Source organism: Zoogloea sp., assembly GCF_030157465.1.
Lineage (GTDB): Bacteria > Pseudomonadota > Gammaproteobacteria > Burkholderiales > Rhodocyclaceae > Zoogloea.
This window is the reverse complement of record NZ_JAOAUU010000167.1, coordinates 1-20,383: the sequence shown is the minus strand read 5'-3', so window position 1 is coordinate 20,383 and position 20,383 is coordinate 1. Positions and strand designations below refer to the sequence as shown.

The following is a 20,383-nucleotide window of genomic DNA, read 5'->3' as shown; positions in this document are numbered from 1 at the left end:
TGGCTGTCTAAAACCTAAAGCCCCGCCACGACCCGCTGACGCTGGCTGCCGAGCCCGGAAATTCCCAGTTCGACCACGTCGCCCACCTTGAGAAAGCGCGGCGGTTTGAAACCCATGCCGACGCCCGGCGGCGTGCCGGTAATGATCAGGTCGCCCGGCTCGAGGGTCATCACCCGGCTGCAACGGGCCACAAGCTCGGCGCACGAGAAGATCATCAGACGGCTGTTGCCGGTTTGCATGCGCTCGCCGTTCACATCCAGCCACAGCTCGAGGGCCTGCGGATCGGCCACTTCATCCGGCGTCACCAGCCACGGGCCCACCGGGCCGAAGGTATCGAAGCCCTTGCCCTTGCCCCACTGGCCGCCGCTACGCTCGAGCTGCCAGGTGCGCTCGGAAACGTCATTGGCCACGCAAAACCCCGCCACGTGGGTGAGCGCATCCTCCACCGACACATTGCGTGCCCGGCTTCCGATGACGATGCCCAGCTCGACCTCCCAGTCGAGGCGATTGAAATCGGCCGGCGGCACGATGTCGTCGTTCGGGCCGCACAGGCAGCTGGTCCACTTGGGAAACATCACCGGCTCGACCGGCACCGGCATGCCGGATTCGATGGCGTGATCGTGGTAGTTGAGCCCGATGGCGATGTACTTGGGCGTGCCGCTCCAGGGCACGCCGAGGCGCGGCTCGCCCGCAACCCGTGGCAGACGGCTCGGGTCGATGGCACGCAACACCTCCAGCGCGGCCGGCGCGAGGGTTTTGGGGGTGATGTCGTCGAGCAGACCCGAGAGATCGCAGATGTGGCCTTCCCCATCGAGCATCCCCGGTTTCTCCTGGCCCGGCGGGCCGTAGCGCAGCAGCTTCATGGTTTATGCCTTTACCGGCCTGACCTTGCCGGCCGCCAGCTTCGCCCGCTCGCGGGCTTCGCCCACGTCGGCGCCATTGGCCACCACCACGCCCATGCGGCGCTTGACGAATGCTTCCGGCTTGCCGAACAGGCGAATGTCGGTGCGCGGCACGGCCAGCGCGTCGGCCACGCCTTCGAAGGCAATGCCGGCTTCGTCCATACCGCCGTAGATCACTGCGGAGGCGCCCGGCTCGCGCGGGCTCACATCCACCGGCAGGCCGAGAATGGCGCGGGCGTGCAGCTCGAACTCGGAGAAACGCTGGGAGCACAGCGTGACGAGGCCGGTGTCGTGGGGACGCGGGCTGACTTCCGAGAACCACACTTCATCGCCCTTCACAAACAGTTCGACGCCGAACAGGCCACGCCCGCCCAGGTTGGCGGTAACCGCCCCGGCAATCTCGCGGGAGCGCTGCAGGGCCAGCGGGCTCATGGCCTGCGGCTGCCAGGATTCGACGTAATCGCCCGACACCTGCACATGGCCGATGGGATCACAGAAATAGGTTTGAACCGTGCCGCCGGCATCGCACGCGCGCACGGTGAGCAGGGTGATTTCGTAGTCGAAATCGATGAAGCCCTCGACGATGACACGCCCGGAATTGACCCGGCCGCCGGCAGCGGCGTAGTCCCAGGCCTTCTTCACGTCGTCCGGGCCACGGAGCAGCGACTGACCCTTGCCCGAGGACGACATCACCGGCTTGACGATGCACGGGTAGCCGATGGCAGGCGCGCCGTCGCTGCCATCGATGGCGGCCTGAAGTTCGTCCAGCGAGTCGGCAAAACGGTAGGGCGAGGTGGCCAGGCCCAGCTCCTCGGCGGCCAGGCGGCGGATCCCCTCGCGGTTCATCGTCAGCTGGGCGGCCCGGGCGGTGGGAATCACTTCGGCCAGCCCCTCGGCCTCGATCTGCACCAGCATGTCGGTGGCGATGGCTTCGATTTCCGGCACGATCAGGTGCGGCTTTTCCAGCTCGACGAGGGCGCGCAGCGCAGCGCCGTCGGTCATCTGGATGACGTGGGCGCGGTGTGCCACCTGGTGGCCGGGGGCGTTCGGGTAGCGATCGACCGCAATCGTCTCGACCCCGAGGCGCTGCAGCGCGATGAGGACTTCCTTGCCGAGTTCGCCGGAGCCAAGAAGCATCACGCGCAGGGCCGAAGGAGAGAGAGGGGTGCCGAATTTCATGAGTCGCTCCGGGTAGGGTGGATACAGGCGCAGGATCATAGCACCGCGCTGCAGGCACCCAAAAAGCCCGACTACGGCTGCCGGCTAAAGTCGCCACGGGCGGCACCGTAAAAGAAAAATCTCCCTCAACGCCCTTACGCCAATGATCAAATCCCTGAGCCTGTTGCTGACCCTTTGCCTCTCCACCAGCACCGCCGTCGCAGAGCAGAAGCTTGTGGAATACAAGGACAAGGTCAACCAGCGCACCTTCAAGGTCAAATACGACTGCGACTTTTCAATTCCGCGCGGCTACACCTGCCTGAAGCAGGAAATCCTCTTCCCCGAGGGCGGCGGCTACGTTTCAAGCTCGGTTCCGAAGGAAAAGGACGGCAGCTACAAGTTCTGGATTGCCGGGCTGGGCTACGTCGCCACCGTCAATCAGGACATCTACACCATGGTCAAATACCTGGACACCAGCGGCAGCCCGTCAATGGCCGAAGAACGCTTTGAACTGCTGGACTTCAACAACAAGTCGAAGTTCGGGCTCATGACCTACCCGCAGTTCCAGGCCACGCTGAAAAAAATCAAATCGCAGATGAAAGTCGATTTCGCAGGCGGCATCGAATAAGCCGTTTCAAGCGTTCATCGACACCCAGCCAACCGGAGCAAACCCTGATGAAAAAATACCTGGCCGTGGCGCTTGTGCTTGCCAGCACGCAGGCCCAAGCCATCGTTTTCGATGCTTACAAGGATCTCCTCGAAAAAGACCTGACCTGCGCGTCGTATCCGCACACCGACATCAAGATGCACCTCCAGCTTCTCAAGGAAACCGGCGCCATCCCGAACAATTCGGTCATCCCGAAGGCCGGCCGGAAAGCCACGGCCTTCAAGGCCGCCGAAGGCTTGAGCGTGTTCGGCTTTCCGCTGGTCAGCGTCATGCTTTATCCCGCCTACGGGCAAATCGCACCGATGATCGGCGTGACGCTTGCCGCCAAACCCAAGGCGGTCGCCAGCGCGATTGCGGCCCGGGCCAAAGCCCAGGGCGCCAAACTGCACGAGATCCAGGGCAGCTACAGCGGCGACAACGAGGACAAGGGCTTCACCCTTGCCGTGATGCCGGACAAAGGCGGCACCACGTTGAGTTGCTCCACGTTCGAGCCCTGAGCTGACCACCAACCTGAACGGCAGCCTCGCCACCGCCTCCGGCACTTCGATGGCCATCACCCGACTGGACGTGCTGCCCTTCTGAGCCCATCGGCACAACGCCCCGCCAGCGAAAACCTGGCGGGGCGTTTTCGTTCACGGGCGCTACAATTCGCCCCCTGCCGACCCGGAAACCGCCATGCCGATCCAGCTCCTCCCCGACCACCTCATCAACCAGATCGCCGCCGGCGAGGTGGTTGAACGTCCCGCCTCGGTGCTCAAGGAAGTGCTTGAAAACGCCATGGACGCCGGCTCGACCGCCGTCGAGGTGCAGCTCGAACAAGGTGGCGTGCGGCGCATCCGCGTCACCGACGACGGCAGCGGCATTCCGAAGGACGAACTCCCGCTGGCGCTGGAACGCCACGCCACCAGCAAGATCGCCAGCCTCGACGACCTGGAACGCGTGGGCACGATGGGCTTTCGCGGCGAAGCGCTGGCGGCCATCGCCGCGGTGTCACGGATGAGCATCACCAGCCGCTTCGATACCGAACCCCACGCCTGGCGCATCGACGCCGACCCGCGCGAACTCGCCCCGGCGGCGCTCAACCACGGCACCGTGGTCGACGTAGCCGATCTCTATTTCAACACCCCGGCGCGGCGCAAGTTCCTGAAGAGCGAAGGCACCGAATTTGCCCACTGCGACGACGTCTTCCGCCGCGTCGCGCTGGCCCGGCCGGACGTGGCGCTGCAGCTCACCCACAACGGCCGGGTCAGCCTGCGCCTGCCCTCCGGCCGCCGCGAAGCCCGTGTGCGTGCCCTGCTGGGCGACGATTTCCTCGCCGCGGCCCGCAGCATCGAAGCCGAATCCGGCCTGCTCCGCCTCAGCGGCTTTGCCTCGCTGCCGGCCTACTCGCGCAGCAGCCGCGACGCCCAGTTCTTCTACGTCAATGGCCGCTTCGTGCGCGACAAGCTCGTCACCCACGCCATTCGCGAAGCCTACGCCGACATCCTCCACGGCAGCCGCCACCCGGCCTACGTGCTGTTCCTCGAACTCGACCCCTTCGGCGTGGATGTGAACGTGCACCCGGCCAAGATCGAAGTCCGCTTCCGGGACTCGCGCGCCGTGCACCAGTTCGTCTATCACGCCATCCACCGCGCGCTGGCCGCATCGGGTGCAGGCGCCGTGGGCAGCCCGGCCGCCGAAGCCGACGCGACGCAAGGCGCGGAAAGCCCGGCGCCCGCCAGCCACGCCCCCCAGCAAACCTATTTCCACCAACCACCCCAGCAGGGGCGGCTCGCCATGGAGCCCGCCTCCCGCGCCTACTTCGACTTCGCCGCCTCGGCCCGGCCGGAACCCGCCGCCGGCTTCTCGGCCACCGCCTTCGCGCCGCGTCCGGGCGCCGCGGCCTCCGGCGGCATGGCGGCGCCCGCGCTCCCCGCAAGCGATCTGGCCCCGCCCCTCGGCTATGCCGTGGCCCAGCTACACGGCGTCTACATCCTGGCCCAGAACGAAGCCGGCCTGATCCTGGTGGACATGCACGCCGCCCACGAGCGCATTCTTTACGAGCGCCTCAAGACCCTCCTCGACGGCACGCCCGGCGTGCAGCGCCTGCTGATTCCGGCCGTTTTCGGGGTTGGCGCCAAGGACATGGCCAGCGCCGAAGAGCACGCGGGGCTCCTCGAACGCATGGGTTTCGAGATCGCCCCCGCCGGCCCGCAGGAACTCGCCGTACGCAGCGTGCCCGCCCTGCTGGCCTCCGCCCAGGTCAGCGAACTGGTGCGCGCGCTGCTGTCCGAGCTGCGCGATTACCCCAGCACCGAAGTCATCACCGCGCGCCGCAACGAACTGCTCGCCACCATGGCCTGCCACGGCGCCGTGCGCGCCAACCGCACGCTCACGATCCCAGAAATGAACGCCCTCTTGCGCGAAATGGAAGCCACCGACCGCGCCGACCAGTGCAACCACGGCCGCCCCACCTGGACCGCACTGACGATGACCGAGCTGGACAAGCTGTTTTTGCGCGGGCGGTAGACGCACGAATCACGGGGACCGCTCGCCCCGGGTTGCCCTCCCCCCTGTTTGGCGAGGACAATAGCGGGTTATCCAAGCAATCCGCTCTCCCCCGTGAAACTCGAACGCATTCTCCAGAACCAGGGTTTCGGCAGCCGGCGCCAGTGCCGGCAGCTGGTCGAACTCGGTGAAGTCCGCATCGGCGGCGAAGTCATCGACAACCCCGGCGCCGAAATCGCCACCGCCGGCCTCGTCTATGAAGTCGAAGGCGAAGCCTGGACCTACCGCGAAAAAACCTACGTCGCCCTCTACAAGCCCGCCGGCTACGAGTGCTCCCACGAGCCCAAGCACCACCGCACCGTGTATTCCCTGCTGCCGCACCAGCTGGTCGAGCGCAATGTGCAAAGCGTCGGGCGGCTCGATCTGGACACCACCGGCCTGCTGCTGTTTTCCGACGACGGCGCCTTCATCCACAATCTGTCGTCCCCCAAGAAGCACATCCCCAAGGTGTACCGTGCCGAGCTGGCCGAAGATGGCACGGACGAACTGATCGAGCGCCTCCTGGCCGGCGTCGACCTGATCGACGAGCCCCTGCCGGTGCCTGCCCTCACCGCCCGCCTGCTGGCCGAACGAAGCCTTGAAATGAGCATCGACCTGGGCAAATACCACGTCGTCAAACGCATGGTCGCCGCCGCCGGCAACCACGTGGAGAAGCTCCACCGCAACGGCTTCGGTGGCCTCACCCTTGGTGAAGGCCCGCTCGCCAGCCTGGCCGAAGGCGAATGGATCTACCTCGAAGAGGCCGACCTCCAACAACTGTACCCCGCTGCCTGAAAGGGCCATTCATGACCGATACGCCCCGCCGCCGCCCGCCCCTGCCGACCAAGTCCGGCACCCTCAGCATCAAGCCGCGCACCACCGCACCGGCAGAACCGGTCCCCGCCAGCACGGCCAAGCCCGACCGCGAATGGCGCAAGCCCGCCGATGGCACACCGAACCGCAAGCGCGGCAAGGCCTCCTTCCCGGAACAAGCCAACGCCGAACCGGAACGCCGCGCCCGCGACGACCGACCCCCGCGCCCGGAGGGTGATCGCCCGGCACGTCCGTTCGGTGACCGCCCGGCACGCCCCGATGGCGACCGCCCGGCGCGGCCCTATGGTGATCGCACGCCCCGCTCCGGCGATGATCGTCCTGCCCGCCCCTCCGGTGATCGTCCGGCGCGTCCGTTCGGCGACCGTCCCACACGTCCCGATGGCGACCGCCCGGCGCGGCCCTACGGTGATCGCCCGCCCCGTTCCGGCGACGATCGTCCCGCCCGCCCCTCGGGCGATCGTCCGGCGCGTCCGTTCGGCGACCGCCCCGCACGTCCCGATGGCGACCGCCCGGCGCGGCCCTACGGCGACCGTCCCGCGCGTCCCGATGCCGAGGCCCGTCCGCCGCGTCACGAGCGCAAGCAATGGACCGGCGAAGCGCGACCCGCACCGACCGCCTCGCCCCTGCGCGACGACGGCTCGATCCGCCTCTCCAAGCGCATGACCGAACTGGGCCTGTGCTCCCGCCGTGAAGCCGACGAATACATCGAAAAGGGCTGGGTCCGCGTCGATGGCCACGTGGTCAGCGAACTCGGCTCGCGGGTCAAACCGGGGCAGGTCGTCGAACTCGATCGCCGTGGCCAGACCATCCAGGACCAGCGCGTCACCTTCATCCTCAACAAGCCGGTCGGCTACGTTTCCGGCCAGGCCGAGGATGGCTACGAGCCCGCCAGCGTGCTGCTCAAGCCCGAAAACCGCTGGGTCGAAGACCCCTCCGAAACCCGCTACCTGCGCACCCACCACCGGGGCCTCGCGCCGGCCGGGCGGCTCGACATCGACTCCGTCGGCCTGCTGGTCTTCACCCAGGACGGACGCATCGCCCGCGCCCTGATCGGTGACGACTCCAAGATCGAGAAGGAATACCACGTGCGCGTCGAAGGCACGGTCGATGCCGAAGGCCTCAAGCTGCTCAACCACGGCCTGTCCCTCGACGGCGAAGCCCTGCGCCCGGCCAAGGTCAGCTGGCTCAACGAGGATCAGCTGCGCTTCGTGCTGCGGGAAGGCAAGAAGCGCCAGATCCGCCGCATGTGCGATCTCGTCGGCCTCAAGGTCGTCGGCCTAAAGCGCGTGCGCATCGGCCGTGTCATGCTGGGCAATCTGCCGCCCGGCCAGTGGCGGTATCTGGCCGCAAACGAGTTATTCTGAGAGTCTGGCCGCGCGGGGGTGCCATTGACCGCCCCCGCCGCCCCAACCCGCGCATCCGCGCGTTCAGACTGCTGCCACTGCCCATGAACCTCCTGTCCGCGCTGCGCTGCCTCGGCTTCGTTTTCCTGCTGGCCTTCGGCAGCGCCTTCGCCTCCGAAGACAAATACTACGAAGGCCTGCTGCTGCCCGACGACTTCGCCGGCCCCATCTCCGTCACCGTCGAACTGCGCGACCTGCAGGGCGTGCTGGTTGGCCGCGTCAAGGCCGGCGCGCCGTTTTACGGCGTCGCGCCGGTTCGCAGCGGCGAGATGAGCGGCGAAAAATGCGATGTCCAGGTTGCCTTCCACGGGGGCGCGGCCCTGCGCCTGACCGGCACCTGCCGGCCCGGCATTTTCGAGGGCAAGTACTCCCAGCCCGGCCGCCGCGACGCCGCATCGCGCGGCACCTTCCGGCTCCTGCGCAAGGAGCCCGAGCGCGACGAGGAAAAACGCGACCCCATGCGCGTAATCGGCAGCGCCGCCTCCATCACCGACTGCATCAAGAGCAACACCCGTTGCCTGTCCACCTGCCCCCAGGGCGACTACAACAGCGAGTTCCTGTGCGCCAACCGCTGCCGCACAAGGTTCAAGGCCTGCAAGGCAGAGGCCGGCCAACCCTGATCCAGCTCACCGCCGGGCTTCATCGATCGGCAAAAGCGCCGCTCGATGAATTCTTTGCCCGCTGCAGCTCTGGGTATAATGCTCGGTTTTCCCGCATTAGCCAGGGCCTTGATCATGGAAGCAGAACGCATTAACGCCATCTCCAACAAGCTCACCGACCTGAAGGCTCGGGAGCAAGAACTTCGGAGGTATCTTTGACTACGATACCAAGGCTGAAAAGCTGATCGAAGTCAGCAAGCAACTCGAAGACCCCGATATCTGGAACGACGCGGCCCACGCCCAGGAACTCGGCAAGGAAAAGAAGACCCTCGAAGGCGTCGTTGTGAACCTGCAGGAAATCGACCAGGGCCTGGCCGACTGCAAGGATCTGTTCGAGCTTGCCTCGACGGAAGACGACGAAGACACCATGCAGGCCGTCGAAGCCGACACCGCTGCCCTCGAAGGCCGCGTGGCCGAACTTGAATTCCGCCGCATGTTCAACAACCCGATGGACGGCAACGCCTGCTTCATCGAAATCCAGTCCGGCGCCGGCGGCACCGAGGCCCAGGACTGGGCCGGCATGCTCGAGCGCATGTATCTGCGCTACGCCGAACGCAAGGGCTTCCAGGTCGAGCTGCTCGAAGAATCCGAAGGCGAAGTGGCCGGCATCAAGAGCGCCACCATCAAGGTCGGCGGCGAATACGCCTACGGCTTCCTGCGCACCGAGACCGGCATCCACCGCCTCGTCCGCAAGAGCCCCTTCGACTCCAATGCCCGGCGCCACACCAGCTTCTGTTCGGTGTTCGTGTACCCGGAAGTGGACGACTCCATCGAGATCGACATCAACCCCGCGGATGTGCGCACCGATACCTATCGCGCATCCGGCGCCGGCGGTCAGCACATCAACAAGACCGACTCCGCGGTGCGTCTCACACACGTTCCATCGGGCATCGTCGTGCAGTGCCAGAACGACCGTTCCCAGCACCGCAACAAGGACGAAGCCTGGTCCATGCTGCGTGCCCGGCTGTACGAACTCGAACTGCGCAAGCGCCAGAGCGAGCAGCAGAAGCTGGAAGACTCCAAGAGCGACATCGGCTGGGGCCATCAGATTCGCAGCTACGTGCTCGACCAGAGCCGCATCAAGGATCTGCGCACCAGCTATGAAGTCGGCAACACCCAAGGCGTACTCGACGGCGACCTGGACGGCTTCATCCAGGCCAGCCTCAAGCAGGGCGTCTGAAATCGGTCGGGGGTGAGGGGCTGCGCGCCCGACGCCCCCGGCCAACCCGCACTCCTGAACGGGCAAAGAGCTGGCACGGCCAGCGCCCCCTCACCGCAGCTCCCCAATGCTCCGTCTCCTTGCCTGGCTGACGACCGGCTTCGTGCTGGCGCTGGCAGCCCTGATCCTGCTGTGCATCCAGGCCCTCGAAATGCGGCCCCTGGTCACCGCCACGGACGAACTGTCGGCAGCCTCCATCAGCCGGGCGAAGGCCATCCTGCGCCAGAACGATCCACGCAGAATGGCCCCCGGCAGCACCCGTGACATCCGCCTCAGCGGCCCGGACCTCGAAGCCCTGCTCAACTTTGCCGCCCGCCGCGGCATAAAGGGCAACGCAGCGCTCACCCTGCGCCAGGACGGCGCCGACATCGGCTACACCGCCGCGCTGCCGGCCCTCTTTGCCGACATCGGGCCCGGCCGCTTCATCAACGTCCGGGCCCGGCTGGGTGTGAGCAAGCAGCGCCTGGAAGTCGAGCAGGTACGCATCGGCCGCATTCCGCTGCCGGCTGCGCTCTTCGAAGTGCTGCTGGTAGAAGGCATGCGTTACACCGGCCTCGCCCCAGAACTCGAACTGCTCAAGAAGACCGTAGCCAAGGTGGCCATCACGCCCGAGGCCGCGAAGCTCACCTACGTCTGGCAGCCCGAACTTCTAGACTCGGTGCGCACCCTGGCCGTTACGCCCGCCCAGCGCGAACGCCTTGCCGCCGCCCACCGCTTGCTGGTGGACAGCATCAACCCGATCGCCAGAACCCGCCGCAAGGCCGACCTCGCCGACGTGCTCGGCCCGCTGCTGCAGGCGGCCGGCGACCAGGCCGGCGCATCCCGGCGCAGCGACGCCTACCGCGACGCGCTGCTGGTCACAGCGCTCCACCTTTCCGGCCACAACATCGCCCTTGTGATCCCCGAGGCCGCCCGCTGGCCCCGGCCGCTTCCGCTGGCGCTCAGCCTGCGGGGGCGTGGCGACCTCGCCCAGCACTTCGCCATTTCGGCCGCCATCGCCGCCTGGGGGGGTGAATCGCTGGCCAACGTGGTCGGCCTCGACAAAGAAGTGAGCGACTCCCGGCACGGCAGCGGCTTCTCTTTCGTCGATCTCGCCGCCGACCGCGCCGGCACGCGCCTGGGCGAACTGGCCGTGCACAACCCCGAGCGCCTGGCCGCCGCCATCAAAGCGGGCATTGAGGGCAGCACCCTGCTGCCGCCCATCGACGGCCTGCCCGAAGCGATGATGGCCAGCGAATTCCACCAGCGCTTCGGCAGCACCGATGCGCCGGCCTACCGCCAGATGAGCGACGAAATCGACCGTCGCATCAAGGCCCTGGCCCTGTTCCGCTGACACCATGACCGAAGTCCGCCTCGACGAACTGCTCGCCCCCGGCGTTGCCGCCGACGACGTGCCCGAACTGGCCCCGCTGCTCCAGGCCCGGCCGCTACTGGCCGCCTTCAGCACACTGTTTCATGGCAGCGAGGCCGAAGTGCTGATGCGCCTCCTGGTGCTGCGCGAAATCGGCCGCGAAACCGACGCCCCGCGCTGGGGCCCCGAGCAACTGCGCCAGCGCTTTGCCTTCCTCGATCCGGTCAAGCTTGAAACCGTGCTGCGCCGCCTGCGCGGCAACGGCCTGCTCGAAATCGGCGACGACAACCGCTACGCGCTCTCCAACCTGGGCCGCAACGCCGTGGCGGCCATCGGCATGCTGGTCAGCTTCAGCACCGAAGACGACCTCGAACTCGGATTTCTCACCGCCCAGCTGGCCGGCCTGCAGGCGGTTGGCAGCGTAACGCCCGAAGCCCTCGGCCACCTGCTCGGCAAGCTCAACGACCTCGCCTGGCACTTCGAGGACGCCATCGCGTCCGGCTCGGAATTCCGCATCGCCGACGCCCGCCGGCGCCTCTCGGCCAACATCCGCTGGATCGAAAAGGGCACCGAGATCCTGCTCGAACTACTGGCCGATCCGGACGTTCCCTTCGATCTCGCCCGCGTGGCCCAGCGTATCGGCCTGGCCCAGTCGCGGCTGGCCCGGGCCGACGCCGCCTTCCAGCGCGCCGTGAACAAGATCGAGGCCCAACGCGTCACCCTAGGCGGCTCCGGCATCTCTTCCAGTGACGTGGCCGGCTGGCTGCGCGGGCTGGATGCCCGCCGGCTGGTCGAACTGGCCATGGGCGCCCTGGCCCCGGCTCCCGAACTCACGCTGCTGGCCGGCGGCCACGAACTCCTCGACCGGGCCGAACTCACCCTGTCCGAAGAAGCCCGCCAGATCGAATCCGACACGGCGCTGCCGCCCGCAGAAGAAGCCCCTGGCAGCAAACAGGCCGAGCAGGAAGACCTGCGCCTGCTGCAACACTTCAGCCAGCGCCTCGGGCGCCTTGCCGAACCCGGCTGCGAGCCCGCCAGCCTCGCCCGGCTGGTGGCCGGTGGCGGTTTTCCGGCCGCCAGCTACCGGCTGTCGCTGCTCGCGCTCCTGGCCGACGGCGGTGGCGAAGGCGGCGCCACGCCGGCCGACGGCCCCATCGGCGACTTCATGCGCCTCCCCCTTGAGGTGCGCTTCGAGGCCGCCACCGTCAAGGTGAACGAAGACGAAATCGCCACCATGTCTGCCGGCCTGGTGGGCGCCCACGGCAGCCTGCCGGCGCCCGAAACCGTGCCGCAGCTCGACTCCACCGAAACAGCATCCCTTCCCGACGAAGCCTGATGGAACACCAGATCCGGACCCTCACCGCCCGCCTGCTGGCCAGCCGCAGCCTGCCGCGCACCGACCCGCTGGTGCGCCGCGCGCTGGTGGACGAAGCCTTTCGCGTCGAGCTCGACGCCCGCCTCGCCAACGTCGGCCTGCAGCTCATCGACAACCCCTACGCCGCCCACGTCGCCGTCGCCCTTGCCGACGACATGCACGAGCCGGTGTTCGGCGCCACCCGCGAATACGCCGCCAGCAACATCGGCCTGACCCGTGACCAGATCGCGCTGCTCGTCATCATCTGGGCGCTGATCGTGCTGCCCAAGCGCGAACGCCAGGTCAATCGTCAAAAACTCGCCGACGACGGCCAGAACGACCTGTTCGGCAAGGACACCCCGCTAGCCCACGGCGAGGCGGTTGCCGGCAGCCTGTCGGAGGCCTCGCTGCTCGCCGACTTCGCCCACGTGCTCGGCCATAAAACCTACGTGCAGGGCAAGCTGCTGTCGCGTCTGGCGCAGCTCGGCTTCATCGAACGCCGTGGCGGCCTGATCTTCGAAGGCCCGCTGCTCGACGTGCTGCTCGACTACCGCCTGCTCGCCGACCGCATCATCTACGGCACCCTCGGCGAGGTGCTCGCCCAGTCAGGCCACCCGCCCCCCAGCCGCGACGCATTCACGCCGCCCGAGCCTGAAAACGCGGACGACGACGCAGAGGAAAACGACTGATGTTCCACATCAAGCAACTCGAACTGGTCCACTGGGATTACTGGCGCCGCTTCAACCTGCCCCTGGACGCCCAGATCATCACCATCGTCGGCCCCAACGGCTCCGGCAAGACCACCCTGCTCGACGCCCTGCGCACCCTTTTCGGCCTGCGCTGCTCGGGCAAGCGCGACTTCCGCCGCTACGTGCGCCGCGCCAACCGCAGCTTTGCGTGGATTCGCGCGGTGGTCGCCAACAAGCCCGGCAGCACCGGCAAGCGGCCCTTCTTTCCGTGCCTGAAGGATGAAGTCACCCTCGCCTGCCGCATCCGCCGCGCCGGCGGCGACTGGACCCGCGACTACGCCATCGCCGACGGCGACATCTCCATCGAAACCCTGGAAGCCAACGCCGACAAGGTCGTCGAATGGGTGGGCTACCGGGATTACCAGAGCCGCCTCGCCTGGGGCGGCCTCACCCCGGCCATCGCCAAGGTGCTGGCGCTCGAACAGGGCGACACCGACAAGCTGTGCGAATACTCGCCCAAGGCCCTGCTCGAACTCGTCTTCGACGTCTTCGGCGACAAGGAAGTGCTCGACAACTACGCCGCCGCCCGCGAAGAACAGAACAACGCCGAACGCGAACTCGCCGCCCTCGGCCTCGACCTCGACCGCCTGCGCGCTCAGGCCGAAACCAAGCGCCTCGAGGCCGACCGCTTCCTCGAATGGAAGCAGCTCGACGACGAAGCCATCGCGCTGGCCAGCGAAATCGTGCCGCGCCTCGAAGTCGCCGAACTCGTCCGCGACATCCGCCTGTCCCGCGACGACATCGCCCGCAGCCGCCTCGAGCGCCAGAAGGGCGAAGACGAAGTCACCGCGCAACGGGCCCGCAGCGCGGGTGTAGAAGCCGAAAAAGCCGCCGCCGAGGCCGAACGCAAGGCCGCCCGCAGCGCGGAACTCGAAGCCGAAAAAGCCCACCTCGCCGCCCACGACGAGGTGCGCGACGCCGACAGGCTGCTCGCCGAACGCGCCACCCTGCGCGCGCGCCTGGCCCGCGAAGCCGGTGACGGCGCCGTCGACCTTGAAGCCGCCTACGCCAGGGCCGACGCCCGCCTGCTCCACCTGCAGCGCCAGGAGCGCGAGGCCATCGCCGCCTTCGAAGAAAAAACCGCCCTGTTTCGCACCACCCGTGACCATCGCGGCCCGCCGGGCGACCCGGAAGTCAGCCGCTTCCGCGCCCGCCTGGCCGAAGCCGGCATCGGCCACCGCGCGCTGGCCGAAATCGTCGAAGTCACCGACCCGGCCTGGCAGGGCGCGGTCGAAGCCGTGCTGCGCCCCTACCGCCACGTGTTGCTGCTCGAACGCGAACAGGATCGCCACGCCGCCTGGGCGCTGGGCGAGCAGGAACGCTTCCGCCACTTCCTGGTGCCCGAACTCGAAACCGCCCCGCCGGCCACCCGCGGCTCGCTGGCCGAAGTCATCCGCTTTGCCGGCGACGTGCCCCGCTGGCTCGCCGACCTGCTGGGCCGCATCCAGCGCGTTACCGACACCGACGCCGCCCGCCGCCTGCCGCGCGAAACCGAGTGGATCACCCCGGACGGCTACCACCGCGAACGCCGCGGCGCCCGCCACCTGGGCAAACCCACCGACTTCCATTTTGGCGAACTGGCCCGCAGTGCCCGCCTCAAGCAATGCGAGGCCGACATGCACAGCATCGACGCCCGCCTGCAAAAGCTGCGCCCCGAACTCGACGCCACCAAGGAAGAAGCCGACGCCCTGCGCGCCCGCCTGCACGGCATCGAAGCCGCCCAGCTGCTGGCCGCCCGCGCGGATGAATTCGAGCGCGCCGACGCTGCGCTGCCCGCTGCCCGCGCCCGCCTCACCGCCGCCATCGCCGCCCGCACCGAAGCCAAACGCCAGGTGGAAGCCGTGGACCAGCGCCTGCGCGGCATCGATATCGAACTCGACCGCCGCAAACGCGACATTGCCGGCCTCGCCCGCCGCGTCAGCGAACTCGCCCTTGAGGCCGCCCCGCGCCGCAGCGAGCAGGCCCGGCGCATCCTGAGGCTGCGCAAGCTGCGCCGCGGCATGCCCGCCGACTGGCGCGACCCGCAGCAGAACGCCCTCCTTGCCGACCGATACGGCGATGCCCGCGGCGCCCGCGCCGAACTCGAACGCCTGCGCTCGCGCCTCGCCGAGGGCGACTGGATCACCGACGACACCGTGCTCACGCTGGCCGGCCGCCTCAAGGCCGACCTCGGCCTGCGCGAGCGCGACTACGCCGAGCGCGAAGCCTACTTCGCCACAACCCGCCGCCTCACCTCCGACGCCCGCGCCGCCTACATCGCCAAGCTGCGCGCCACCGTGCGCCAGTACGGCAAAAACCTGCGCGCCCTAGGCGATCTGGCCAACGTGGACGTGGATTGCCCGGTGCCTCTGCTCGAAAACGACGACCGCCTGCTGTCCGCCGCAGGGCTCGAGGTGCGCTTCGACTTCGACCGCAAGGGCGCCGTCGGCCTCAACGACGGCGAAGCATCGGGCGGCCAGCAGGTCATGAAATCCCTGATCCTGCTCATCGCCCTCCTGATGGACGAGGCGCGTCCCGGCGGCTTCGTCTTCATCGACGAACCCTTCGCCCACCTCGACATCGCCAACATCGACCGCGTCGGCACCTTCCTGCGCGCAACCCGCGCCCAGTACCTCATCACCACGCCGGTCACCCACAACGCCAACGTCTTCGCCCCGGCCCAGCTCACCCTCGTCACACGCAAGAAAAAACCCGGCGACGACTGGGCCCCGCCGATCGGGCTGATCCAGCGGGCCTTGTGATTGGAAGCCGGGGGCACATCCGGCTTTCTGACGCCCCTGGCCGGTCCGGAGCCCCCTGAAGCACGGCTCAAACCCGACCCGGCGGGGCGCCACGGAAACTTCAGATTTCTCCGGAGCTGACGTTATTGGACGAAGACACACCCTGACACAAATCTCCATGCCCCCACGCCAGGCATCCTCGCTCTCGTCACAGCGCCTCCTCCAGCTCCTCGCCGGCGCAGAGTGCTTGTCGCGCACGCGGGATCTGCGCGAGATTTTCCGCACCGCAGCCGAATGCGCCATGCGCTTCCTGAACGGCAGCTACGGCCTGCTCTTTGCGGTGCGCTTCACCCCGCCCGATCTCACCGTCGGCCTGCTCGGCTGCTGCGTGTCGGACGGCACCGACACCTACTGGGACGACGTCTGCGACGGACAATCCTGGCTACCGGTGGATCCGCTGCTGGCCAATTGCCTGGACACCGATTTCGGCCACGCGCTCATGCAGGAAGGGGACATGTGGCGCCTCGCCTTCTCCGTCGGCGCCCTCGGCCAGGCCCGCTGGGTGCTCGAGATCCACACCCCGACCAAACCCCGCGAGGCCGATTGCAACGCCCTCTGCCTGTTCCTGCGCTGCTTTGAAAACCAGCAGCAGCAATGGGAATACGCCAATCTCGACACCCTCACCCGGCTGCTCAACCGCAAAACGTTCGACGACGACTTCGAACGCCTGATTGCCGCCGCCGAGCTTGCCGAACAGGCCCGCAAAGCCCCGCAGGAAAGGCGCGAGCAAGCCCAGAGCTTCACCCAGCCCTGCTGGCTCGGCGTCGTCGATATCGACCACTTCAAGAAAATCAACGACAACTTCGGCCACCTTTTCGGCGACGAAGTGCTGCTGCGGGTGGCAGACCTGATGCGCCAGAGCTTTCGCAACAACGACAAACTGTTCCGCTTTGGCGGTGAAGAATTCGTCGTCATGCTGCGCAACGTGGCCGAAGACCACGTCCAGAGCATCTTCAACCGCTTTCGCTCGGATGTCGAAAAACACGACTTCCCGCGGGTCGGCCGCGTGGCCTGCTCGCTGGGCTTCGCCCGCATCGACCCGCGCCTCTCACCCGCCGAGCTCCTCGGCCGCGCCGACGAAGCCCTCTATTACTCCAAGAACAACGGCCGCAACCAGGTCAATGGCTTCGACGAGCTGATCATGAGCGGCAAGCTGCGCATCAACACCCCGGCCGGCCAGGCCCAGATCCAGTCCGATATCGACGAAATCTTCCTGTAGGGCCGCTTTGCCCCGCCCAGGCCGCGACGTTCAGCGCCGGATGTGTCAAAATTCAGGGCTTTGCAGCGTTTCATTGATGCTGCCGCGACCACGCCGCGCCCCGATTCCGTTGATTGAAGAGCCCACCATGTCCGACCAGACCAACACGCCCGTCCAGGACGAAAACAAACTGATCGCCGAACGCCGGCAAAAGCTCGCCGAATGGCGTGCCGCCGGCAAGGCGTATCCGAACGATTTCTCCCGCGAGAACACCGCCGGCAAACTCGACGAAATCTACGGCGAGAAAACCGCCGAAGACCTCGAAGCGATGCCCGTCGAAGTGAAGGTCGCCGGCCGCATCATGCTCAAGCGCGTCATGGGCAAGGCCAGCTTCATCACCATCCAGGATCTCTCCGGCCGCATCCAGCTCTACGTCACCCGCGACGCCCTCGGTGAAGACGCCTACGCCGACTTCAAGCGCTGGGACATCGGCGACATCGTCGGCACCACGGGCACCCTGTTCCGCACCAAGACCGGCGAGCTGTCGGTCAAGAGCAGCGAACTGCGCCTCCTCACCAAGAGCCTGCGCCCGCTGCCCGACAAGTTCCACGGCCTCACCGACACCGAGACCAAGTACCGCCAGCGCTACGTCGATCTCATCGTCAGCGAGGAATCCCGCCACACCTTCGTGGCCCGCAGCCGCCTCGTACAGTCGATTCGCAACTACATGACCGGCCACGGCTTCCTCGAAGTCGAAACGCCGATGATGCACCCCATCCCCGGCGGCGCCTCGGCCAAGCCCTTCGTCACCCACCACAACGCCCTCGACATGCAGCAGTTCCTGCGCATCGCGCCGGAGCTCTACCTCAAGCGCCTGGTGGTCGGCGGCTTCGAGAAGGTCTTTGAAGTTAACCGCAACTTCCGTAACGAAGGCCTCTCGCCCCGCCACAACCCCGAATTCACGATGATGGAGTTCTACGAGGCGTACGCAAATTACCGCACGCTGATGGACTTCACCGAAGGCCTGCTCCGCCACGCCGCCCGCGAGGCGCTGGGCACCGAAGTGTTCCAGTACCAGGGCCGCGAACTCGACCTGTCCAGGCCCTTCCATCGCCTGACCATCGTCCAGGCCATCCGCAAGCACCACCCCGGCTTCACCGACGCCCAGTTGGCCGACACCGACTGGCTCAAGCAGAAGATCCACGACTTCGGCGAAAAGGTGAAACCCGGTGGCCTCGGCAGCCTGCAGCTGCAACTCTTCGAAGCCTGCGCCGAAGCCGACACCTGGGAGCCGACCTTCATCATCGACTACCCGGTGGAAGTCAGCCCGCTGGCCCGCGCCTCCGATGAAAACCCGGACATCACCGAGCGCTTCGAACTCTTCATCGTCGGCCGCGAGATCGCCAACGGCTTCTCCGAGCTCAACGACCCCGAAGACCAGGCCGCCCGCTTCCAGGCCCAGGCCCAGGCCAAGGAGGCCGGCGACGAAGAAGCCATGTACTACGACGCCGACTATATCCGCGCGCTCGAATACGGCCTGCCCCCGACCGGCGGCTGCGGCATCGGCATCGACCGCCTCGTCATGCTCCTCACCGACAGCCCGGCCATCCGCGACGTCATTCTCTTCCCGCAGATGCGGCCGGAATCGGACTGAGCGACGTTTCACCGGTTGGATGCATGAAATCAAGAACCCGCCCGGCTGATGGCCCGGCGGGTTTTTTATCGGCTGACGGATAGAAAAAACGCTGCAGGAAAACGCCCCGGGATCGGACTTGCGCAGCACAAGCCGGCTACCCCGGATCTGAAAATTTCCTGCCCCACGATATGGCATGGCGGGGGTCGATGGTGCTACCGTCACGAACTCTCGGAAAACACCTGTCGGCGGGCCTTGAACGAGCCAGGCCTGCAAGCTGAAATATCGGCCGAAACGTGACACCCGGAACGAAGCGTCGAAAATCTGGCGCCTCGCCGTCGGGAGAGCCTGATATGTTCGCGGCAGCCACCTGCCAGCCTGCCGCCCCAAACCCCACACGCCCCATGACCGAACTGAAGTCCTACGACCTCCCCCAGCTCGAAGCACTCGCCGAGCAAATCAAATCCGAAATCGGCAAACGCGAACGGGAAGAAGAGGAGCGGGCGCGACGGGCAGTCGAGGACGCCACGGCCGAGGCCGAACGGGCCGAAACTGCAGCGAAAGAAGCCGCAGCAGAGGCCGAGCGCGCAGCCCGGGCTGCCGAAGCCGAACGCCAGGCCCGCGAAGCCGCTGCGCAGGCTGTCCGCTACATGCATCCGTCAAATCGCGCCCTGACCTGGTCCGGCGTCGGCCCGAAACCCGACTGGGTCAATGCCTGGCTGGTCACCGGCGGCACCCTCTACGCACTTGAAGTCGCCGCCGAAAAACTGGCCCCGAGGCCTATCCCCGAAAGCTTCAAGACGCGCTGAAAGGATCCCTGCCCCGGAGAAAGAGGGTGGCCCATTCAGCCACCGTCGAGGCACTTGAGCTGCGAGAGAGCGGCCCCGCAGCCTGAACGGCTCAGTACTTGCCTACACGCTTGAGCTTGTCCCGCAAGCCAAAAACCGGGTAGCCCAGTGAATAGGCCTTATCGAGATGCAGCTTGGCCTCGTCGTAGCGCTTGAGCTCGAAATATGCCTGGGCCATGAAATGCTCGGCATCGGCGTATTCCACATCCTTCACCTGATCGAACTTCTGCAGGACTTCGAGCGCATCCTGGGGGCGGCGCTCGGAGAGCAGCGCCTCAGCCATCGCCAGGTAGGAATCACGCCCCTGGGGCTGCACGCTGATCGCCTCGGCCCACACCTTCATGGCATAGCTGCGCTTGCCTGACCGATACAAAGCCCGACCCAGATTGGCGTTGACGTAAGAGTAACTCGGCGAATCCATCTCCATCCGCGTCTGGGAATACGTGAACTCCTGGACCGCCCCGGCATAGGCGCCGTTGTTACCACGACCGGCCCTGTTCAGATACACCATGCCCATGCAGAAGTGGTGCCCCCCTGGAATCCCGGCACCAAGAGTGCTGTTCCCGCCCTGCGGGGCAGCCACGCCCCGACGCGACCTGTATTCGAACGGGACGCTTGCGGCATACGATGAACCTGCAAGCGCCGACCGGCAGAATTCAGGCAAAACCATAAACTCAACGGCAGTGATCGCCTCGTCGGCCTGAGCCGGACGTACGGCAATACTCATCAATACGCTCAAGGACAGGGTGAGAAGAAAATGTGCCTTTTTGTTGCCTAGCATGGTCGAATCATTCCACTTGACCCGGCAAAAACCCGGATAACGGTTGCATTTGTCTTTGCACGTCCGCCCTGCCACCGCGACACGGCAAACCTTATTTTAATGATACACACCGGACAGAGCCGCCACCATGACGTACACCTCACACGCCGCCCGAACACGCCCGCGCGCCCTGCACTGCAGTGCACTGCAACAGGGCGCAACGAAGATCGAAATCGGGTAGCCAGGGAAAAATCGACAAGCGCACGACTACCGAAGAATCGGGTCAGTGTGTCCCGTCCTGCTATAGCTTGACAGCCTTCGGCGTGCCGTTTCGCCGATCAG

The 20,383-nt window shown here is 66.7% G+C and carries 17 protein-coding genes; 14 read left to right on the top strand and 3 right to left on the bottom strand.

Going from position 1 to position 20,383, the window contains the following annotated elements:
* Positions 1–14: 14 nt before the first annotated feature.
* Positions 15–863, bottom strand: coding sequence for a fumarylacetoacetate hydrolase family protein (locus Q1W26_RS20035; RefSeq protein ID WP_300444162.1), 849 nt, complete (start codon positions 861–863; stop codon positions 15–17).
* Between the two features lie 3 nt (positions 864–866).
* Positions 867–2,081 (bottom strand): formate-dependent phosphoribosylglycinamide formyltransferase, encoded by a 1,215-nt coding sequence (gene purT / locus Q1W26_RS20030; protein ID WP_300444149.1) that lies wholly within the window; start codon positions 2,079–2,081, stop codon positions 867–869.
* Between the two features lie 142 nt (positions 2,082–2,223).
* Between purT and Q1W26_RS20025 the strand changes: the two genes are divergently transcribed.
* The 14 genes from Q1W26_RS20025 (at position 2,224) to Q1W26_RS19960 (ending at position 19,242) form a co-directional block, all read left to right on the top strand.
* Entirely contained in the window at positions 2,224–2,688 is a 465-nt protein-coding gene (locus Q1W26_RS20025) for a hypothetical protein (RefSeq protein ID WP_300444147.1), read from the top strand.
* A 47-nt stretch (positions 2,689–2,735) separates the two neighbouring features.
* A complete protein-coding gene (locus Q1W26_RS20020) occupies positions 2,736–3,224 on the top strand; it encodes a hypothetical protein (protein WP_300444142.1) in 489 nt (162 codons plus the stop codon).
* 178 nt (positions 3,225–3,402) lie between these two features.
* Positions 3,403–5,235, top strand: a complete 1,833-nt coding sequence (mutL, locus tag Q1W26_RS20015) for a DNA mismatch repair endonuclease MutL (RefSeq protein WP_300444129.1) — start codon at positions 3,403–3,405, stop codon at positions 5,233–5,235.
* Between the two features lie 93 nt (positions 5,236–5,328).
* Complete coding sequence (locus Q1W26_RS20010) at positions 5,329–6,048, top strand: pseudouridine synthase (RefSeq protein ID WP_300444127.1); 720 nt, start codon at positions 5,329–5,331, stop codon at positions 6,046–6,048.
* An 11-nt stretch (positions 6,049–6,059) separates the two neighbouring features.
* Positions 6,060–7,451, top strand: a complete 1,392-nt coding sequence (locus tag Q1W26_RS20005; RefSeq protein ID WP_300444124.1) for a pseudouridine synthase — start codon at positions 6,060–6,062, stop codon at positions 7,449–7,451.
* An 83-nt stretch (positions 7,452–7,534) separates the two neighbouring features.
* A complete protein-coding gene (locus Q1W26_RS20000; RefSeq protein ID WP_300444117.1) occupies positions 7,535–8,110 on the top strand; it encodes a hypothetical protein in 576 nt (191 codons plus the stop codon).
* Positions 8,111–8,224: 114 nt separating this feature from the next.
* Positions 8,225–9,329 (top strand): peptide chain release factor 2 gene (gene prfB / locus Q1W26_RS19995; RefSeq protein WP_300444102.1). Its coding sequence is split into 2 segments (ribosomal slippage): positions 8,225–8,305 and positions 8,307–9,329, totalling 1,104 coding nucleotides; the frame shifts between segments, so codons are not numbered across the junction.
* 106 nt (positions 9,330–9,435) lie between these two features.
* Positions 9,436–10,701, top strand: a complete 1,266-nt coding sequence (locus tag Q1W26_RS19990; protein WP_300444099.1) for a hypothetical protein — start codon at positions 9,436–9,438, stop codon at positions 10,699–10,701.
* Positions 10,702–10,705: 4 nt separating this feature from the next.
* On the top strand, positions 10,706–12,055 hold the full coding sequence (locus tag Q1W26_RS19985; RefSeq protein WP_300444093.1) for a hypothetical protein: 1,350 nt from the start codon (positions 10,706–10,708) through the stop codon (positions 12,053–12,055).
* Entirely contained in the window at positions 12,055–12,762 is a 708-nt protein-coding gene (locus tag Q1W26_RS19980) for a hypothetical protein (protein WP_300444083.1), read from the top strand. Before Q1W26_RS19985 ends, Q1W26_RS19980 begins: the two co-directional genes overlap by 1 nt.
* Positions 12,762–15,563: an AAA family ATPase gene (locus tag Q1W26_RS19975; RefSeq protein WP_300444081.1), complete on the top strand. Its 2,802-nt coding sequence runs from the start codon at positions 12,762–12,764 to the stop codon at positions 15,561–15,563. Before Q1W26_RS19980 ends, Q1W26_RS19975 begins: the two co-directional genes overlap by 1 nt.
* A gap of 157 nt (positions 15,564–15,720) precedes the next feature.
* Entirely contained in the window at positions 15,721–16,821 is a 1,101-nt protein-coding gene (locus tag Q1W26_RS19970) for a GGDEF domain-containing protein (protein WP_300444075.1), read from the top strand.
* Between the two features lie 127 nt (positions 16,822–16,948).
* Positions 16,949–18,454 (top strand): lysine--tRNA ligase, encoded by a 1,506-nt coding sequence (lysS, locus tag Q1W26_RS19965; RefSeq protein WP_300444063.1) that lies wholly within the window; start codon positions 16,949–16,951, stop codon positions 18,452–18,454.
* A 383-nt stretch (positions 18,455–18,837) separates the two neighbouring features.
* On the top strand, positions 18,838–19,242 hold the full coding sequence (locus tag Q1W26_RS19960; RefSeq protein WP_300444060.1) for an H-NS family nucleoid-associated regulatory protein: 405 nt from the start codon (positions 18,838–18,840) through the stop codon (positions 19,240–19,242).
* 91 nt (positions 19,243–19,333) lie between these two features.
* Here the strand turns inward: Q1W26_RS19960 and Q1W26_RS19955 are convergent, their stop codons facing one another.
* Positions 19,334–20,062: a tetratricopeptide repeat protein gene (locus tag Q1W26_RS19955; protein ID WP_300444054.1), complete on the bottom strand. Its 729-nt coding sequence runs from the start codon at positions 20,060–20,062 to the stop codon at positions 19,334–19,336.
* Positions 20,063–20,383 lie beyond the last annotated feature (321 nt).